14 protein-coding genes and 1 pseudogene are annotated in these 14,369 nt (G+C 67.8%); 7 read left to right on the forward strand and 8 right to left on the reverse strand.

Going from position 1 to position 14,369, the window contains the following annotated elements:
- Positions 1-10 precede the first annotated feature (10 nt).
- Complete coding sequence (locus tag ACZK5G_RS01010; RefSeq protein ID WP_478465020.1) at positions 11-301, reverse strand: NHLP-related RiPP peptide; 291 nt, start codon at positions 299-301, stop codon at positions 11-13.
- A 164-nt stretch (positions 302-465) separates the two neighbouring features.
- Here ACZK5G_RS01010 and ACZK5G_RS01015 point away from each other — a divergent pair, with 164 nt between their 5' ends.
- Positions 466-1,644 carry a putative peptide maturation dehydrogenase gene (locus tag ACZK5G_RS01015; protein WP_012509742.1) on the forward strand — a complete coding sequence of 393 codons (1,179 nt, stop codon included), beginning with the start codon at positions 466-468 and terminating at the stop codon, positions 1,642-1,644.
- Positions 1,645-1,692: 48 nt separating this feature from the next.
- Here the strand turns inward: ACZK5G_RS01015 and ACZK5G_RS01020 are convergent, their stop codons facing one another.
- Together ACZK5G_RS01020 and ACZK5G_RS01025 are read right to left on the reverse strand one after the other, a co-directional pair.
- Positions 1,693-2,034 (reverse strand): NHLP-related RiPP peptide, encoded by a 342-nt coding sequence (locus ACZK5G_RS01020; RefSeq protein ID WP_478465022.1) that lies wholly within the window; start codon positions 2,032-2,034, stop codon positions 1,693-1,695.
- Positions 2,035-2,066: 32 nt separating this feature from the next.
- Complete coding sequence (locus tag ACZK5G_RS01025) at positions 2,067-2,381, reverse strand: NHLP-related RiPP peptide (RefSeq protein WP_125895448.1); 315 nt, start codon at positions 2,379-2,381, stop codon at positions 2,067-2,069.
- Between the two features lie 238 nt (positions 2,382-2,619).
- Here ACZK5G_RS01025 and ACZK5G_RS01030 point away from each other — a divergent pair.
- Positions 2,620-2,760 (forward strand): annotated as a pseudogene (locus tag ACZK5G_RS01030) (putative peptide maturation dehydrogenase); the annotation flags it as partial.
- A gap of 21 nt (positions 2,761-2,781) precedes the next feature.
- Here the strand turns inward: ACZK5G_RS01030 and ACZK5G_RS01035 are convergent.
- From ACZK5G_RS01035 to ACZK5G_RS01045, 3 genes are read right to left on the reverse strand one after another with little or no spacing between them, the layout of a single operon-like run.
- Positions 2,782-4,782, reverse strand: a complete 2,001-nt coding sequence (locus tag ACZK5G_RS01035) for an acetyl/propionyl/methylcrotonyl-CoA carboxylase subunit alpha (protein WP_478465024.1) — start codon at positions 4,780-4,782, stop codon at positions 2,782-2,784.
- 8 nt (positions 4,783-4,790) lie between these two features.
- Positions 4,791-6,401 (reverse strand): carboxyl transferase domain-containing protein, encoded by a 1,611-nt coding sequence (locus ACZK5G_RS01040; protein ID WP_478465026.1) that lies wholly within the window; start codon positions 6,399-6,401, stop codon positions 4,791-4,793.
- 10 nt (positions 6,402-6,411) lie between these two features.
- Positions 6,412-7,575, reverse strand: a complete 1,164-nt coding sequence (locus ACZK5G_RS01045) for an isovaleryl-CoA dehydrogenase (protein WP_478465028.1) — start codon at positions 7,573-7,575, stop codon at positions 6,412-6,414.
- Between the two features lie 161 nt (positions 7,576-7,736).
- Between ACZK5G_RS01045 and ACZK5G_RS01050 the strand changes: the two genes are divergently transcribed.
- The 3 genes from ACZK5G_RS01050 to ACZK5G_RS01060 all read left to right on the forward strand — a co-directional run bounded on the left by ACZK5G_RS01050 (position 7,737) and on the right by ACZK5G_RS01060 (position 10,684).
- Positions 7,737-8,345 carry a TetR/AcrR family transcriptional regulator gene (locus tag ACZK5G_RS01050; protein ID WP_005407661.1) on the forward strand — a complete coding sequence of 203 codons (609 nt, stop codon included), beginning with the start codon at positions 7,737-7,739 and terminating at the stop codon, positions 8,343-8,345.
- A 205-nt stretch (positions 8,346-8,550) separates the two neighbouring features.
- Entirely contained in the window at positions 8,551-9,069 is a 519-nt protein-coding gene (locus tag ACZK5G_RS01055; RefSeq protein ID WP_005407662.1) for a c-type cytochrome, read from the forward strand.
- Between the two features lie 172 nt (positions 9,070-9,241).
- Positions 9,242-10,684: an ExeM/NucH family extracellular endonuclease gene (locus ACZK5G_RS01060; RefSeq protein ID WP_049400583.1), complete on the forward strand. Its 1,443-nt coding sequence runs from the start codon at positions 9,242-9,244 to the stop codon at positions 10,682-10,684.
- 60 nt (positions 10,685-10,744) lie between these two features.
- Here the strand turns inward: ACZK5G_RS01060 and ACZK5G_RS01065 are convergent, their stop codons facing one another.
- Positions 10,745-11,602 (reverse strand): EamA family transporter, encoded by an 858-nt coding sequence (locus ACZK5G_RS01065; RefSeq protein ID WP_478465029.1) that lies wholly within the window; start codon positions 11,600-11,602, stop codon positions 10,745-10,747.
- A 43-nt stretch (positions 11,603-11,645) separates the two neighbouring features.
- Between ACZK5G_RS01065 and ACZK5G_RS01070 the strand changes: the two genes are divergently transcribed.
- Entirely contained in the window at positions 11,646-12,317 is a 672-nt protein-coding gene (locus ACZK5G_RS01070) for an alpha/beta hydrolase (protein ID WP_478465030.1), read from the forward strand.
- Complete coding sequence (gene zapE / locus ACZK5G_RS01075) at positions 12,314-13,414, forward strand: cell division protein ZapE (RefSeq protein ID WP_094001642.1); 1,101 nt, start codon at positions 12,314-12,316, stop codon at positions 13,412-13,414. The genes ACZK5G_RS01070 and zapE overlap by 4 nt, the downstream gene beginning before the upstream one ends.
- Positions 13,415-13,489: 75 nt before the next feature.
- On the opposite strand, the gene ACZK5G_RS01080 is transcribed toward zapE, so the two are convergent.
- A complete protein-coding gene (locus ACZK5G_RS01080; RefSeq protein ID WP_478465032.1) occupies positions 13,490-14,326 on the reverse strand; it encodes a DUF2884 family protein in 837 nt (278 codons plus the stop codon).
- Positions 14,327-14,369 lie beyond the last annotated feature (43 nt).

Here is a 14,369-nt window from a genome sequence, read left to right on the forward strand (position 1 = left end):
AGCACCAAGGTCAGGGCGTCGGCGCCTGCGAACCGTCGATGAAGCAATGCGGATGGCTGAACACCGCGCGCTCGGTCAGCTGCTGCACCAGATTGTCGCGTGCAGCGGCCAGATCTTCATTGGAGGCCAGGTCGGCGGACAGCATGCAGCCCTGCGCGGCGGCACCCGCCTCGGCACTGATCTGCTGCAGGGCTGTTGCCGGGTCCTGCTTGAATGCTGTGCGGAAGTCAGCGTCGGTGGTGAGCAGATCAAACAGCGTGGTGGCGTCAGCGAGGGACAGTGGGGATTTGCGGTTGGTCATGAGCGTGGGATCCAAGGAGACAGGGAAGGTCGAACAAGTGGCGCGTGCCTTTGACCGTAGTCATAGCGGCGCGGATCGATGGGTCTTGAACGCGGTACTGGGCCATACTTACCCAGCTCCACCGGCAGCACATTGCTGGAATCCCATTTGCCACAGGAACGTCGATGACCTCTTCGCGGTACCGCCGATGCCACGCGCTGGCTGTTGTTCCCGATGAACAACCATCGTTCTCCCTGAACAGCCTGCTGGCTGGTGGAACCGGTGTGGAGTTCGTGCAGCAGTTGCAGGTGCGTGCTGCCCATCTCGATCAGCCTGTGACGCTCGATGCCGACGCTTGTGCGTTGCTGTTGCAGACCAGCGCGGAGCGCTGGCAGGTCTTGCCGGATGACCTGCAGAACCGCGCCCGAGTCGCATCGCTGCTGGAGGCGGGGTTGCTCATCGCCGAGGAGGGCGCGCCCGAGGCGGCGCGACAGGCCGACCAGCGTGTTCGCGACGGGCACTGGTGGGCCTTGTCAGCCATCCATCATCGCCATTCCCGCTGGGCGGGCGTAGACAGTGCCGGCGATATGGAGAAGCACCGGATGGTGACCGCACAGGACCTGGTGCAGCAGCTCGGCAAGCCACCGACCGAAGCCCCGGAGCGGCAGCCGGGTGCCATCGCTCTGCCGGTCGCGGCACCCGATGCCGTGGCGCAGCTGTTGGCTGCACGTACCACCTGCCGCAACTACGCCGAGGACAAGCCTCTATCGCTGGAGATGCTGGCCGGCATGATGCAGCACGTGCTGATGGCGCAGGCACAGGTGGAAACCGAACCCGGCGTGCGCTTCCTGAAGAAGAATGTACCGTCCGCGGGTAGCCTGCATCCGCTGGAAGCGTACGTGATTGCGCGCAAGGTCGATGGCCTGCAGCCTGGGTTGTATCACTACCATGCCGTGGCTCACGAGCTGGCACGGCAACAGGCACAGCCCGCCCAGCTGGACGATTTCTGCCTGCGCCTGTTGTCGGGCCAGCACTGGTTCGCTTCGGCCCACGCCATGGTGGTGCTGGTCTGCCGTTTCGGTCGCAACTTCTGGAAGTACCGCAACCACGCCAAGGCCTATCGCGCCGTGAGTCTGGATGTCGGCCATGTGTCGCAGGCACTGTATACAGCGGCCACGGCCAATGGCTTGGGCGGCTTCGTCACCGCGGCGATCAATGAGACGGAGATCGAGTCGCTGCTCGGGTTCGACCCGATGGTCGACGGCGCAATGGCGGTGTGCGGATTCGGTTGGCGTGCGCAGAGCATGACCACGGCGGAGCTGGACCCTGCGGGGCATGTCTGGAAGCGCGAGGCCCGCGATTGAACAAGCCCGGCAGGGCGCTGGAGTACCCAGCGCCCCTTGTCGGGTGCATTACTGGATGATGCGGTGGACGTGACCGGCTTCGAAGGTGAAGACCACGGTCATGGCTGCGCGGTGGCTGGAGAGATAGTTCACCAGGGCATCGCGGGCCTGGCTCAGCTCTTCCTTGCTGGCCAGCTTGCCGGTGCTCAGGCAAGGCGGCACCTGCGCCATCGAGCCGAATGCCAGGCCGATCTGTCGGCAGGCCGGCAGCGGATTCCTGCTGAACTGCGCACGGAACACGTCGTCGCTGCACAAGCGATCGAGCAGGGCAATGGCGGTTTGCGGCTCAAAGCGCGGCGACTCGGTGGTGGTGTGTTCGCTGGAGAACGGGGCACGAGTGAACGGCAGCATCGGATTTACCTCTGAAGTGGATTGAGGGGCGTTCAAGCGGCCTGCGGTACGGCGGAGTGGTGCACGCTTCCCTGCAGATGCCCGGATTCGAACATGAAGGGGACAGTGAATGCGGCGCGCTGGGCCAGGAGCGCGGCGATCTGCTGGCGCACCTGTTGGAACTCTTCCTTGCTGGCCAGGACGTTGTGGATGGCGCAGGGGCTTGTGCCGGACTGTGCCTGCAGCCCATGCCGCGCCATCGCAGCGCCGGCATCGGCTGTGAACTCTGCGCGGAAGGCGTCGTCAGAACACAGCAGGTCGAGCAGCCGACCGGCATTGACAGTGGTCATCGGGGACTTTGCGGACATCGGAAACACTCCTTGTGGGTCAATGTCCGCCGATTGGACCACGTGTGACTACCGCGAGCGTGCCGCAGCGCAGCGTCAAGCAAGGCGCGCCGAGCCGGTACAGGCCAGTGGTCCTGCTGGGCATGGCACCGTGGTTCCAGAAACGTTGGAAGAGCGCACCGGAGAGGCCAGCTTGACGTTCCTGCGACGCAGTTTCAGCGCGGTGTCCAGGTCGGAGGCGTCGTCGGCGACCTGGCCCATCGAGCACGAATTTGGCCTAGATCCGCGTTCCGAGGGCGTCCTCGCCGTATGCGGTTTTGGCTGGCGCGCCCCGACCATAACCACGACCGAACTGGACCCGGCAGGTGTGATCTGGAATCCCGAGGACCGCGCGGTCTGAACCCGCGCGGCCCCCGCCACATCACGCCGCTTCGAAGTCCACCAGCACCGCACCGTCACCCACCTGGTCGCCGGCCTTGGCGCGGTAGCCCTTCACCGTGCCGTCTGCCGGTGCCTGCAGGGTGTGCTCCATCTTCATCGCTTCCAGCACCACCAGCGGCGTGCCGCGCTTGACCTCGGTGCCGGCCGCGACCAGTGTCGCGACGATCTTGCCCGGCATCGGCGCCAGCAGGCTGCCGGCATCGGCCACGGCGTGGTCCGATTCGCCCACCGGATCGTGCAGGGTGAAGCGGTGCTGGCCATCGGCGCCGAACAGATACAGCTGGTCGCCTTCGCGCAGCAGCTGCAGTGACCGGCGGCGCTCGCCCAGGTGCACGGTCAGATGCTGCGCATCGGCCGTGCCAAGCACCTGCACCGGCGCGGCGTCATCGCACTGCACGCGCCAGCCATCGGTCTGCGTCCACACCTTCAGCGTGTGCTTGCGTTCGCCCTGCTGCAGCGGCAGCACGCGCGATGCCGATGCGCCAAGGCGCCAGCCGTCCTGGGCCTGCCACGGCGAATGCGGATCGCGCGCGTCGGTGCTGGCGCCGCCCGTGCTTGCAACCGCAGCCACCGCAGCCAGCTGCCACAGGGCATCATCCGTGTCGCCCACTGCACTCAATGCCGCCTGTTCGCGTTCGATCAGCGCGGTGTCCAGCTTGGCGTGCGCGAACGAATCGGTGTTCACCAGGCGGCGCAGGAAGCCGGCATTGGTGGTCACGCCCACCACCTGGCAGTCCGCCAGCGCCTGGCTCATGCGGCGCAGGGCGGCATCGCGGTCCACGTCCCAGACGATCAGCTTGGCAATCATCGGATCGTAGTACGGGGTGATGCTGTCGCCTTCCTCCACGCCGGTATCCACGCGCACATGGGCCGATGGGGTCGGCAGGCGCAGGCGGCGCAGGGTGCCGGTGGAGGGCAGGAAGCCCCGGTCGGCATCTTCGGCATACAGGCGCGCTTCGATGGCGTGGCCGTGGATCGCCAGCTGTTCCTGGCGCAGCGGCAGCGGCTGGCCCGAGGCCACGCGCAGCTGCCACTCCACCAGGTCGGTGCCGGTGATGTACTCGGTCACCGGGTGCTCGACCTGCAGGCGGGTGTTCATTTCCATGAAGTAGAAATCGCCGTCCGGGCCGGCGATGAACTCCACCGTGCCGGCACCGACGTAGCCCACCGCGCGCGCGGCATCGACTGCCGCCTTGCCCATTGCAGCACGACGTTCTGCGCTCATGCCCGGCGCCGGCGCCTCTTCCAGCACCTTCTGGTGGCGGCGCTGCACCGAGCAGTCGCGCTCGAACAGATAGACCGCCTCACCGTGGCTGTCGCCGAACACCTGGATCTCGATATGGCGCGGGCGCTCGACATACTTCTCGACCAGCACATGGTCGTTGCCGAACGCTGAGGCCGCCTCGCGCTGGCAGCTGGCCAGCGCATCGACGAAGTCCTCGCTGCGCTCGACCTTGCGCATGCCCTTGCCACCGCCGCCGGCGCTGGCCTTGATCAGCACCGGGTAGCCGATGCCGTCGGCCTGTGCGCGCAGGAAGTCCGGCGCCTGCTGGTCGCCGTGATAGCCGGGGGTCAGTGGCACACCGGCCTTGGCCATCAGTGCCTTGGCCGCGCTCTTGTCGCCCATCGCGCGGATGGCGCTGGCTGGCGGGCCGATGAAGGTGATGCCGGCCGCCGCGCAGGCATCGGCGAAGTCGGCGTTCTCGGACAGGAAGCCATAACCGGGGTGGATCGCTTGCGCGCCGGTCAGGCGTGCGGCGTCGAGCAGGGCATCACCGCGCAGGTAGCTCTCACGTGCGGCGGCAGGACCAATGTGGATGGCTTCGTCGGCCAGCCGCACGTGGCGCGCGTTGCGGTCAGCATCGGAATACACCGCCACGGTGGCGATGCCGAGGCGGCGGCAGGTGGCGATGACGCGACAGGCGATTTCGCCACGGTTGGCGATCAGGACTTTGGTGAACATGGCAACAGGCTCGGTCATGGCACGGGTTACATGCGGAACACGCCGAAGCGCGTCTGCTGCGGGGCGGCGTTGAGGCTGGCCGACAGCGCCAGGGCCAGCACGCGGCGGGTGTCGGCCGGATCGATCACGCCGTCATCCCACAGGTGCGCGCTGGCGTAGTACGGATGGCCCTGCTGTTCGAACTGCTCGCGGATCGGTGCCTTGAACGCATCCTCTTCCGCCGCCGGCCACTGGCCGCCCTTGGCTTCGATGCCATCGCGCTTGACCGTGGCCAGCACGCTGGCGGCCTGTTCGCCGCCCATCACGCCGATGCGTGCGTTCGGCCACATCCACAGGAAGTTCGGCGAGTACGCGCGGCCGCACATGCCGTAGTTGCCGGCACCGAACGAGCCACCGATGACCACGGTGAACTTCGGCACCTTGGCGCAGGCCACCGCCATCACCAGCTTGGCCCCGTCCTTGGCGATGCCGCCCTGTTCGTACTTGCGGCCGACCATGAAGCCGGTAATGTTCTGCAGGAACACCAGCGGGATGTTGCGCTGGGTGCACAGCTCGATGAAGTGTGCGCCCTTCAGTGCCGATTCGGAGAACAGGATGCCGTTGTTGGCGATGATGCCGATCGGGTAGCCGTTCAGATGCGCAAAGCCGGTCACCAGCGTTGCGCCGTAGCGCGGCTTGAATTCATCGAAACGCGAACCATCGACCAGGCGCGCGATCACTTCGCGCACGTCGTAGGGCTTGCGCGTATCGGCCGGGATCACCCCGTACAGGTCGTGTGCCGGCAACAGTGGTTCCTCGTTGGCCTGCACCGCCATCGCCGGCTCCGGCTTGCGCCAGTTCAACTGCGCGATGATCGCGCGCACCCGTGCCAGCGCCTGCAGGTCGTTGTCGGCCATGTGGTCGGCCACGCCGGAAATGCGCGTGTGCACGTCGGCACCGCCCAGTTCCTCGGCCGTCACCACTTCACCGGTGGCCGCCTTCACCAGCGGTGGGCCGCCGAGGAAGATCGTGCCCTGCTCGCGCACGATCACCGTCTCATCGCTCATCGCCGGCACATAGGCGCCGCCGGCGGTGCAGCTGCCCATCACGCAGGCAATCTGCGGGATGCCCTGCGCGGACAGGTTGGCCTGGTTGTAGAAGATGCGGCCGAAATGATCGCGGTCGGGGAACACCTCGTCCTGCAGCGGCAGGAAGGCGCCACCGGAATCGACCAGGTAGATGCAGGGCAGGTGGTTCTGCTCGGCGATCTCCTGCGCGCGCAGGTGCTTCTTCACCGTCATCGGGTAGTAGGTGCCGCCCTTCACCGTGGCGTCGTTGGCCACGATCACGCATTCCACGCCGCTGACGCGGCCGATGCCGGCCACCACGCCGGCGGCGGGTACGGCGTCTTCGTACATGCCGTGCGCGGCCAGCGGCGCGATTTCCAGGAAGGCGCTGCCGGGATCGAGCAGGGCGTCGATGCGGTCGCGCACCAGCAGCTTGCCGCGTGCGGTGTGCTTGGCGCGCGCGGCTTCGCTGCCGCCCAGCGCGGTGCGGGCGAGGGTGGCATGCAGGTCGTCGACCACGGCCTGCATGGCGGCGCGGTTGCTTTCAAACGTTTCGCTGCCCGGTTGCAGCTGGCTGTTCAGGACGGTCATCGCGTTGGCCTTACAGGGTGCGCTGGAACAGTTCGCGGCCGATCAGCATGCGGCGGATCTCCGACGTGCCGGCGCCGATTTCATACAGCTTGGCGTCGCGCCACAAGCGGCCGGTCGGATATTCGTTGATGTAGCCGTTGCCGCCCAGGATCTGGATCGCCTGGCCGGTCAGCCAGGTGGCCTTCTCGGCGGCGTACAGAATGGCACCGGCGGCATCCTGGCGGGTGGTGCGGCCCTGGTCGCAGGCGCGCGCGACGGCATAGACGTAGGCGCGGCACGCGCCCAGGCCCACGTACATGTCGGCGATCTTGGCCTGGATCAGCTGGAAGCTGCCGATCGCTTCGCCGAACTGGTGGCGCTCGTGCACATAGGGCATGACCACGTCCATGGCCGCGGCCATCAGCCCCAGCGGGCCACCGGACAGCACCACGCGCTCGTAATCCAGGCCGGACATCAACACGCGCACGCCACCACCGACCTGGCCCAGCACGTTTTCTTCGGGAATCTCGCAGTCCTGGAACACCAGCTCGCAGGTGGGCGAAGAGCGCATGCCCAGCTTGTCCAGCTTCTGCGCGGTGGAGAAGCCCTTCATGCCCTTCTCGACCAGGAACGCGGTGATGCCCTTGGCACCGGCGTCCATGTCGGTCTTGGCATAGACCACCAGCACGTCGGCGTCCGGGCCATTGGTGATCCACATCTTGTTGCCGTTGAGCACGTAGCGGTCGCCGCGCTTGTCGGCGCGCAGCTTCATCGACACCACGTCCGAACCGGCACCTGGTTCGCTCATCGCCAGTGCGCCGACCAGGCTGCCATTGCACAGGCCGGGCAGGAAGCGCTGCTTCTGTTCTTCGTTGCCGTTCTTGCGCAGCTGGTTCACGCACAGGTTGGAGTGCGCGCCATAGGACAGGCCGATGCCGCCGGAGGCACGCGAGATTTCTTCCATCGCCACCACGTGGGCCAGGTAGCCCATGCCGGTACCACCGTATTCTTCCTCCACGGTGAGGCCGAGCAGGCCCTGCTCGCCCAGCTTCGGCCACAGGGCCAGCGGGAACTGGTTGCTGGCATCGGCCTCGGCGGCCAGCGGTGCGACCTCGGCGGCGGCAAAATGGGCCACGCTCTGGCGCAGCAGGTCGATGTCTTCGCCAAGATCGAAGTTCAGGGATGGCACGTGCATTGTGGTGGCTCCACGGCGGGATGGCAGGAAATGGACGCACCCGGCGGGGGAGCGGGCGGCGGTCTGCAGGACCGCTGCCCGCACGGGCGATTGGACCCCAGCGTAGCGGGGTTCGGGTAAGAAGTGAATACAAATTCAAAAATTGAAACTAGAATCAAAACATGGCCTACAAACGCTCTGCACTGATGGAAGAACGCCTGGCCGGGGCCCGTGAACGGATCCTGCTGGCCACCCGTGAGCTGGTCGCCACCGGCGGCTGGCGCAATGCCCCGGTGACCGCCGTGGCGACCCAGGCGGGGGTGTCCACCGGCCTGATCTACCGGCACTTCCCGTCCAAGGCCGAGCTGTTCGTGGAGGTGCTCAACGCCGCGGTGGCCCACGAGGTCGCGATCATGGAGCGCATCGCCAGCGGCCCGGAGGTGGCCAGCGAGCGCCTGCGGTTGGCGATCACCGCCTTCGTCCGCCGCGCCCTGGCCGGGCCGGGGCTGGCGCATGCCTTCATCGTCGAACCGGTCGACCCGGACGTGGAAGCCGAGCGCATGCGCGGTCGTCGCGCCTTCGGCGACGTGTTCCTGCGGCTGGTGGAGGAGGGCGTGGCCGCCGGTGAGCTGCCGGCGCAGGACGCGCATGTGGCCGCCGCCTGCCTGGTCGGCGCCTTCACCGAGGCGATGGTCGGCCCGACCGCGCCCAGCCGCGAAGCACACCGCGACGAAGACGCACTGGTGGATGCAATCTGCAGTTTCTGCCTGCGCGCGATCGGCGCCCGGTAATCCGGTAGCACCGGCCGCTGGCCGGCTTCTGCACGATCCATCCGGCGGGCTGGCGATGCCGGGCAGCGGCCGGCACTACCGGGTCCGAATGCTGCGCCGCACCAGCAGTGACGCCTGTTGTCGCACGCAAAGCGCGTTCTATACTCGGTCCATCACGCAGTCGCTCAGCCGTGGTCCAACGACTATCAGCCAGGGGTAACGAAGAGTGCGGAATTACGATCTGGAGTTCCTGAAACGCTTCTCCATGGTGATCGCGCTGCTGGCGACCATCACCCTCGGCCTCATCCTCCTTGCCGCTTACATCCACACCCGGATTCCGCCCGAGGTGTCGCCGACCGCGGCCAAGCGCACCGAGCAGCGCATCTCGCCCACCGGCGCGGTCTATGCCGGCAGCACCGGCGCCGCCGCGCAGGCTGCGGCCAAGGCCGCCGCGCTGGCCAAGGCCGCCTCGCAGGTGGCCTACGGCGGCACCAAGGACGGCAAGGTCATCTTCGACAACCTGTGCACCGCCTGCCACACCACCGGCGTGGGCATGGCGCCGACGCTGGACCATTCGCACTGGGACAAGCGCATCGCACAGGGCAAGGACACCCTCTACAAGCACGCCATCGAGGGCTATACCGGTCCGGATGGCGGCATCATGCCGCCCAAGGGCGGCAACCCGGCGCTGACCGAGGAACAGATCCACGCCACCGTGGACTGGATGCTGGGCAACCTGAAGTAACCGGTAGTGTCGGCCGCTGGCCGGCAACCACGCATGGCTTGAAGGTCATGAGGTTGCCGGCCAGCGGCCGGCACTCCCCAGGCTTTGCCCACCAAGGTCAAAACCCTGCCCGCAGGCGGGGTTTCGTATTTCAGGGTTAGTCTGTGCGCCTCTTCCATGGAGTCGCCCGTCGATGCGCCGCCGTTCCCTCGCCCTTGCCCTGTCCCTGCTGCTGCCGGCCGGCGCCTTTGCCCAGGCCCAGCCGCAGGCCGCACCGGTCGCGTCGCCGTCCGCCGCGCGCAGCAGCGCCACCGTGGTGCTGACCACCGCGCCGGCCGACTGGCGTGCGCTGGATGGCCAGCGCGTGCGCATCGCCGCACCGCTCACCCTGGCCGGCACCGATGGCCTGGAGCGCTTTGGGCAGCTCACCGTGGCCTTCGATGGCCGCCTCTGGCAGCCGACCGAAGTGGCCGCGCCGGGTACTGCCGGCTATGAGCAGGTGATGGCCGACAACCAGCGCCGCCGCCTGCTGCTGGACGACGGCAGCGAAGCCCGCGACCCGGCCAGCGTGGCCTACCTGCCAGCCAACCCGGTGCTGCGCACCGGCATGCAGCTGCGCAATGTGGAAGGTGTCGTGCACGTGGACGCACAGGGCCGTCCGCGCCTGCAGGTCGAGGGTGCACTCACGTTGCCCGAGCTGAAGCGTCCGGCGGTGCCGACGGTGCCGGGCAGCCTGCATATCGCTGCATTCAACCTGGAGAACTTCTTCAATGGCGATGGCCAGGGCGGTGGCTTCCCGACCCTGCGCGGCGCGCGCACGCTGGAAGAGCACAAGGCGCAGGTCGGCAAGCTGGTGGCCACGGTCAACGCGCTCGGTGCCGACATCGCCGCGTTGATGGAACTGGAAAACGATGGCTATGGCCCGCAGTCGGCCATCGCCGAACTGGTCAGCGCCCTCAACGCCGGTCTTGCCGCCGACAAGCAGTGGGCCTTCGTCGATGCCGGCGAGGGGCCGGGCAGCAACCCGATCCGGGTTGGCATCATCTATCGCAGGAGTGCGTTCAAGCCGCTGGGCAAGCCGTTGACCAGAACCGACGGTCCGTTCGCCGAACACAGCCGCGCACCGCTGGCGCAGGCCTTCCAGGGCAAGGGCGCGCCGTTCATGGTGGTCGCCAACCATTTCAAGTCCAAGGGCTGCCGTGATGCCAGCGGCGGCGATGCCGACCGCAACGATGGCCAGGGTTGCTGGAATGCCACCCGGGTGGAATCGGCAAAGCAGTTGAACCAGTGGGTGCAGGCCGAAGCTGGCCGCCTGAAGGTGAAGGACGTGGTGCTGCTGGGCGATTTCAACGCCTACGCGATGGAAGACCCGATCCGCACCCTGCATGACCTGGGCTGGCAGGACGCATTCAAGGTCGCCCAGGTCGAGCATCCTTACAGCTACGTCTACAACGGCTATACCGGCCGCCTCGACCATGCGCTGCTGAGCCCGGGCATGGCCCAGCGCCTGCGCGGTGCCGCCGAGTGGCACAGCAATGCCGACGAACAGGATGCCAGCGGCTACCAGGGCCGCAACGTGCAGGGCCCGTGGCGCAGTTCCGACCACGATCCGCTGCTGCTGGGTTTCGATAAATAACGCCCAGCGCCGGGGTCGGATCCCATTCCAACGAAATGGGCTCTGACCCCGAGGCCGGGCTCACCCCCAGGCGATCAATCCAATCGCCAGCACCGCCAGTGCAAGACCGGCGCGGTTCCACTTCGTGGTCGCTTCGCCGAAGGCGAACACACCCACCAGCGCGCCCAGTACCACCACGCCGATGTTCATCCCGGCGAACACGGTGGCCGGGCTGTCCGGCATCGACTGGTGTGCATGTACATAGAAGAGAATGTTGCCGCCGTTGAGCAGGCCCAGCAGCGCGCCGGCGCCGAGGTTGCGCCAGGCCAGCCGGCTGCGGCCGCTGGCGTGTCGCCACAGCTGCAGCGCCAGCATCAGCACGAAGGCCACGCTGAAGCTGGCCAGCACCGCCGCCATCGACGGCGTGCCGGACAGCGCCACCTGCTTGAGCAGCACGTCGACCACCGCGAACCCGGCCCAGACGCCCAGCAGCCAGCCCCAGCCACCCGGTGAGGACGCCACCGCCGGTCCGCGTGGGCGCAGGCTGATCGCCACCATCGCCAGCAGGCCCAGGGCGAGACCCGCCAGCTTCCACGACGTGGCGGTCTGGCCGAAGAACAGGAAGGCGGCGGCCAAAGACAGCAGCAGCGACAAACGCTGTGCCACGTCGCTGCGGACGATGCCGGCCACCGCCACCGCGCGGCCCAGCACCAGGAAGATCGACGGCAGCACCACCGCCAGGGCCAGCAATGACAGCCACGGGGCATGTGGCGCGCGCAGTGCGTCCAGCGGCGGCTGCAGCACCACGGCGGTGAGCGTTGCCGCCACCAGATAGTTCCAGGTGACCATCTGCGAAACATCCAGCTGGCGGCGTCCGGCCACCTTCAACAACACCGAAACCAGCACGCTGCAGATCACGGCCAAGGACAGGTAGAGCATGGGGCGGGCACAGGGCAGGGGCAGGGGACGGTATCATGGTGCCATGCACAAGCCTTCGTTCCCCGTCGCCCCCGGCGAAACCGCCTGCCTCGAACTGGCCGGCCCGGCCGGCCCGCTGGAAGTGGTCGTTGACCTGCCCAAGGCCGATGTGCCGGTGCAGCCGATCGTGGCCATCGTCTGCCATCCGCTGTCCACCGAAGGCGGCACCCTGCACAACAAGGTGGTCACCATGACCGCCACCACGCTGCGCGAGCTGGGCATCGCCACGGTACGCTTCAACTTCCGCAGCGTCGGCGCGTCGGCCGGTGAGTTCGACCATGGCGTGGGCGAGCAGGACGACCTGAAAGCCGTCGCCGCCTGGGTGCGCAGCCAGCGCCCGGACGACCGCCTGTGGCTGGCCGGTTTCAGCTTCGGCTCGTTCGTTTCTTTGAAGGCCGCTGCCGCGCTGCAGCCGGAAGCGCTGATCTCGATCGCGCCGCCGGCCGGTCGCTGGGACTTCGATGGCATCGCGCCGCCGGCGCGCTGGCTGGTGATCCAGGGCGAGCAGGATGAGATCGTCGACCCGCAGGCCGTCTACCAGTGGCTGGACACGCTGGATGTCCCGCATGAGCTGGTGCGCATGCCCGAGACCAGCCACTTCTTCCACCGCAAGCTGATCGATCTGCGTGGCGCGCTGACCCACGGCGTGAAGCACTGGCTGGGCGCGGCGGCATGAGTGCAACCGAGCTGACCCCGTCGCAGCGGTACGCGGAAGGGGTTGCCCGTGGCGACTGGCAGAACGACCCGGCCCAGCACGCAGCGCTGGCCGAACTGGACCGCATCCACCTGGGCCTGGTCGACAGCGCCGAAGACGGCTGGCTGGACCGCCTGTCCTCGTTCTGGAAGAAACCCGAGCCGGTGAAGGGTCTGTACTTCTGGGGCGGCGTCGGCCGTGGCAAGACCTTCCTGGTCGACCTGTTCTACGACGGCCTGCCGATCAAACAGAAGTACCGCACGCATTTCCACCGCTTCATGCGTAGCGTCCACGAGCGCCTGCGCGAGCACCAGGGGCAGAGCGACCCGCTGGCGAAGATCGCCCAGGAATGGCGCAGCAACCTGCGGGTGCTGGTGCTGGACGAATTCTTCGTCACCGACATCGGCGACGCGATGCTGCTGGCACGGCTGCTGGAGCGCCTGTTCGCCGAGGGCGTGACCCTGGTGACCACCTCCAACACGGCGGTGGAGAACCTGTACCTCAATGGCCTGCAGCGTGAGAGCTTCCTGCCGGCCATCGGCCTGCTGCAGCGCTTCTGCGTCGAGCTGTACGCCGAGGGTACCGAGGACTACCGGATGCGCGCGCTGACCCGCTCGCCGGTGTACCGCGCACCGCTGGCCGCCGACAGTGATGAGTGGCTGGCCACGCGCTGGAACGAACTGAGTGGCGGCCAGCCGGCCAAGCCCGGCAACATCGAGATCGAGGGCCGCAAGATTGCGGTGCGTGGGCGCGGCAAGAGCATCGCCTGGTTCGATTTCGCCGCGTTGTGCGAGGGCCCGCGCGGGCCGTCGGACTACATCGAGATCGCCCACGAGTTCAACACCGTGCTGCTGGGCGGCATTCCTGCCTTCGATCGCCTGAACGAAGATGCCGCGCGCCGCTTCGTCAACCTGATCGACGAACTGTACGACCGCCACGTCAACCTGGTCTGCACCGCCAGTACCTCGCCGATCGAGCTGTACACCGGCCAGCGCCTGCAGGGCGCGTTCGAGCGCACCGCCTCGCGCCTGATTGAAATGCAGAGCGCCGAGTACCTGGGCACCCCGCACCGGGCGTGAGGGCGCCACCCAGGTAAATGCGTTGCCGGCCAGGGTTCCGGTAGTGCCGGCCGCTGGCCGGCATCCGCCGCGCGGTTACCGGGTCGGCGCCACGGCGTTCCCACGCGGCCGCTCATCCGGCCCGGCCGACACATGCAGGCCCGAGCCATCGCCGTGCTCTACCCGTACGCTCTCGCCGCGCTCCAGCAGCCGCAGTGGCTGGCCCTGGTAGCGCACCTCCAGCGCGTCGTGGGCGTCTGCCAGCGACTGCACCAGCGGGCACAGCTCCTGCGCGCGGGCCTCGATGCGCTCGGCGCGGCCTTCCAGCTGCTGTTCCATCTGCGCGTCCAGGCGGTCGGCGCGTTCCTCCATCGCATCGCTGCGACCGGTGAACACCTGCCACAGCACGCTGCGGGCGATGGACGCGGACAGCGACTCGGCCATGTCCTGCACCTTGGCCTCGAAGCCCGGCCCGAACACGGCCTGTTCCCAGTAACCCTTGCCCAGCGTGCCGCCGATCCAGTCATCGGCCTGCCGGCGCAGGCGCCGGACCTTGCGGCTGTTGGCGGTGCCGGTGAGGCTCTCATAGACCCCGTCGAGCACGTCGAAGCTCAGCCCACTCACTTCATGGGCCAGCGCGGTGGCCGCCGGCATCAGCTGCCGCGCCCCGGCCTCCATCTGCCGCAGGCGGGCGGCGTCGGCCTCGCTGACCGGCACGATCGTGTCGTCCAGGCTCAGCACGCCATCGTGGAACACCACCTCGTGCGGCGCCTGCGGGCCATGCCGCAGCCAGATGCCGCCGCTGTCCACCAGCACGTCGTAGTCGGTATGGATGCCGCACTGGTCCGAACGCAGGTCCGGCCCTTCGGCGGCCAGCGCCGGGGCAATGAACAGGGCAAGCAGCAGGGCCAGCGCGGGCAACCGCAGGTGCATCGGAGCATCCTTTTCCGGGAGCGAGCGGCCAGCATCCGCTGCC

It is taken from the genome of Stenotrophomonas sp. 62841_Sma, from assembly GCF_056482945.1.

What these genes read in the sequence shown, in the direction of transcription:
- ACZK5G_RS01010 (WP_478465020.1), bottom strand. Translation starts at nt 301, where the DNA reads ATGACCAACCGCAAATCCCCACTGTCCCTCGCTGACGCCACCACGCTG.
- ACZK5G_RS01015 (WP_012509742.1), top strand. Translation starts at nt 466, where the DNA reads ATGACCTCTTCGCGGTACCGCCGATGCCACGCGCTGGCTGTTGTTCCC.
- ACZK5G_RS01020 (WP_478465022.1), bottom strand. Translation starts at nt 2,034, where the DNA reads ATGCTGCCGTTCACTCGTGCCCCGTTCTCCAGCGAACACACCACCACC.
- ACZK5G_RS01025 (WP_125895448.1), bottom strand. Translation starts at nt 2,381, where the DNA reads ATGTCCGCAAAGTCCCCGATGACCACTGTCAATGCCGGTCGGCTGCTC.
- ACZK5G_RS01035 (WP_478465024.1), bottom strand. Translation starts at nt 4,782, where the DNA reads ATGACCGAGCCTGTTGCCATGTTCACCAAAGTCCTGATCGCCAACCGT.
- ACZK5G_RS01040 (WP_478465026.1), bottom strand. Translation starts at nt 6,401, where the DNA reads ATGACCGTCCTGAACAGCCAGCTGCAACCGGGCAGCGAAACGTTTGAA.
- ACZK5G_RS01045 (WP_478465028.1), bottom strand. Translation starts at nt 7,575, where the DNA reads ATGCACGTGCCATCCCTGAACTTCGATCTTGGCGAAGACATCGACCTG.
- ACZK5G_RS01050 (WP_005407661.1), top strand. Translation starts at nt 7,737, where the DNA reads ATGGCCTACAAACGCTCTGCACTGATGGAAGAACGCCTGGCCGGGGCC.
- ACZK5G_RS01060 (WP_049400583.1), top strand. Translation starts at nt 9,242, where the DNA reads ATGCGCCGCCGTTCCCTCGCCCTTGCCCTGTCCCTGCTGCTGCCGGCC.
- ACZK5G_RS01065 (WP_478465029.1), bottom strand. Translation starts at nt 11,602, where the DNA reads ATGCTCTACCTGTCCTTGGCCGTGATCTGCAGCGTGCTGGTTTCGGTG.
- ACZK5G_RS01070 (WP_478465030.1), top strand. Translation starts at nt 11,646, where the DNA reads ATGCACAAGCCTTCGTTCCCCGTCGCCCCCGGCGAAACCGCCTGCCTC.
- zapE (WP_094001642.1), top strand. Translation starts at nt 12,314, where the DNA reads ATGAGTGCAACCGAGCTGACCCCGTCGCAGCGGTACGCGGAAGGGGTT.
- ACZK5G_RS01080 (WP_478465032.1), bottom strand. Translation starts at nt 14,326, where the DNA reads ATGCACCTGCGGTTGCCCGCGCTGGCCCTGCTGCTTGCCCTGTTCATT.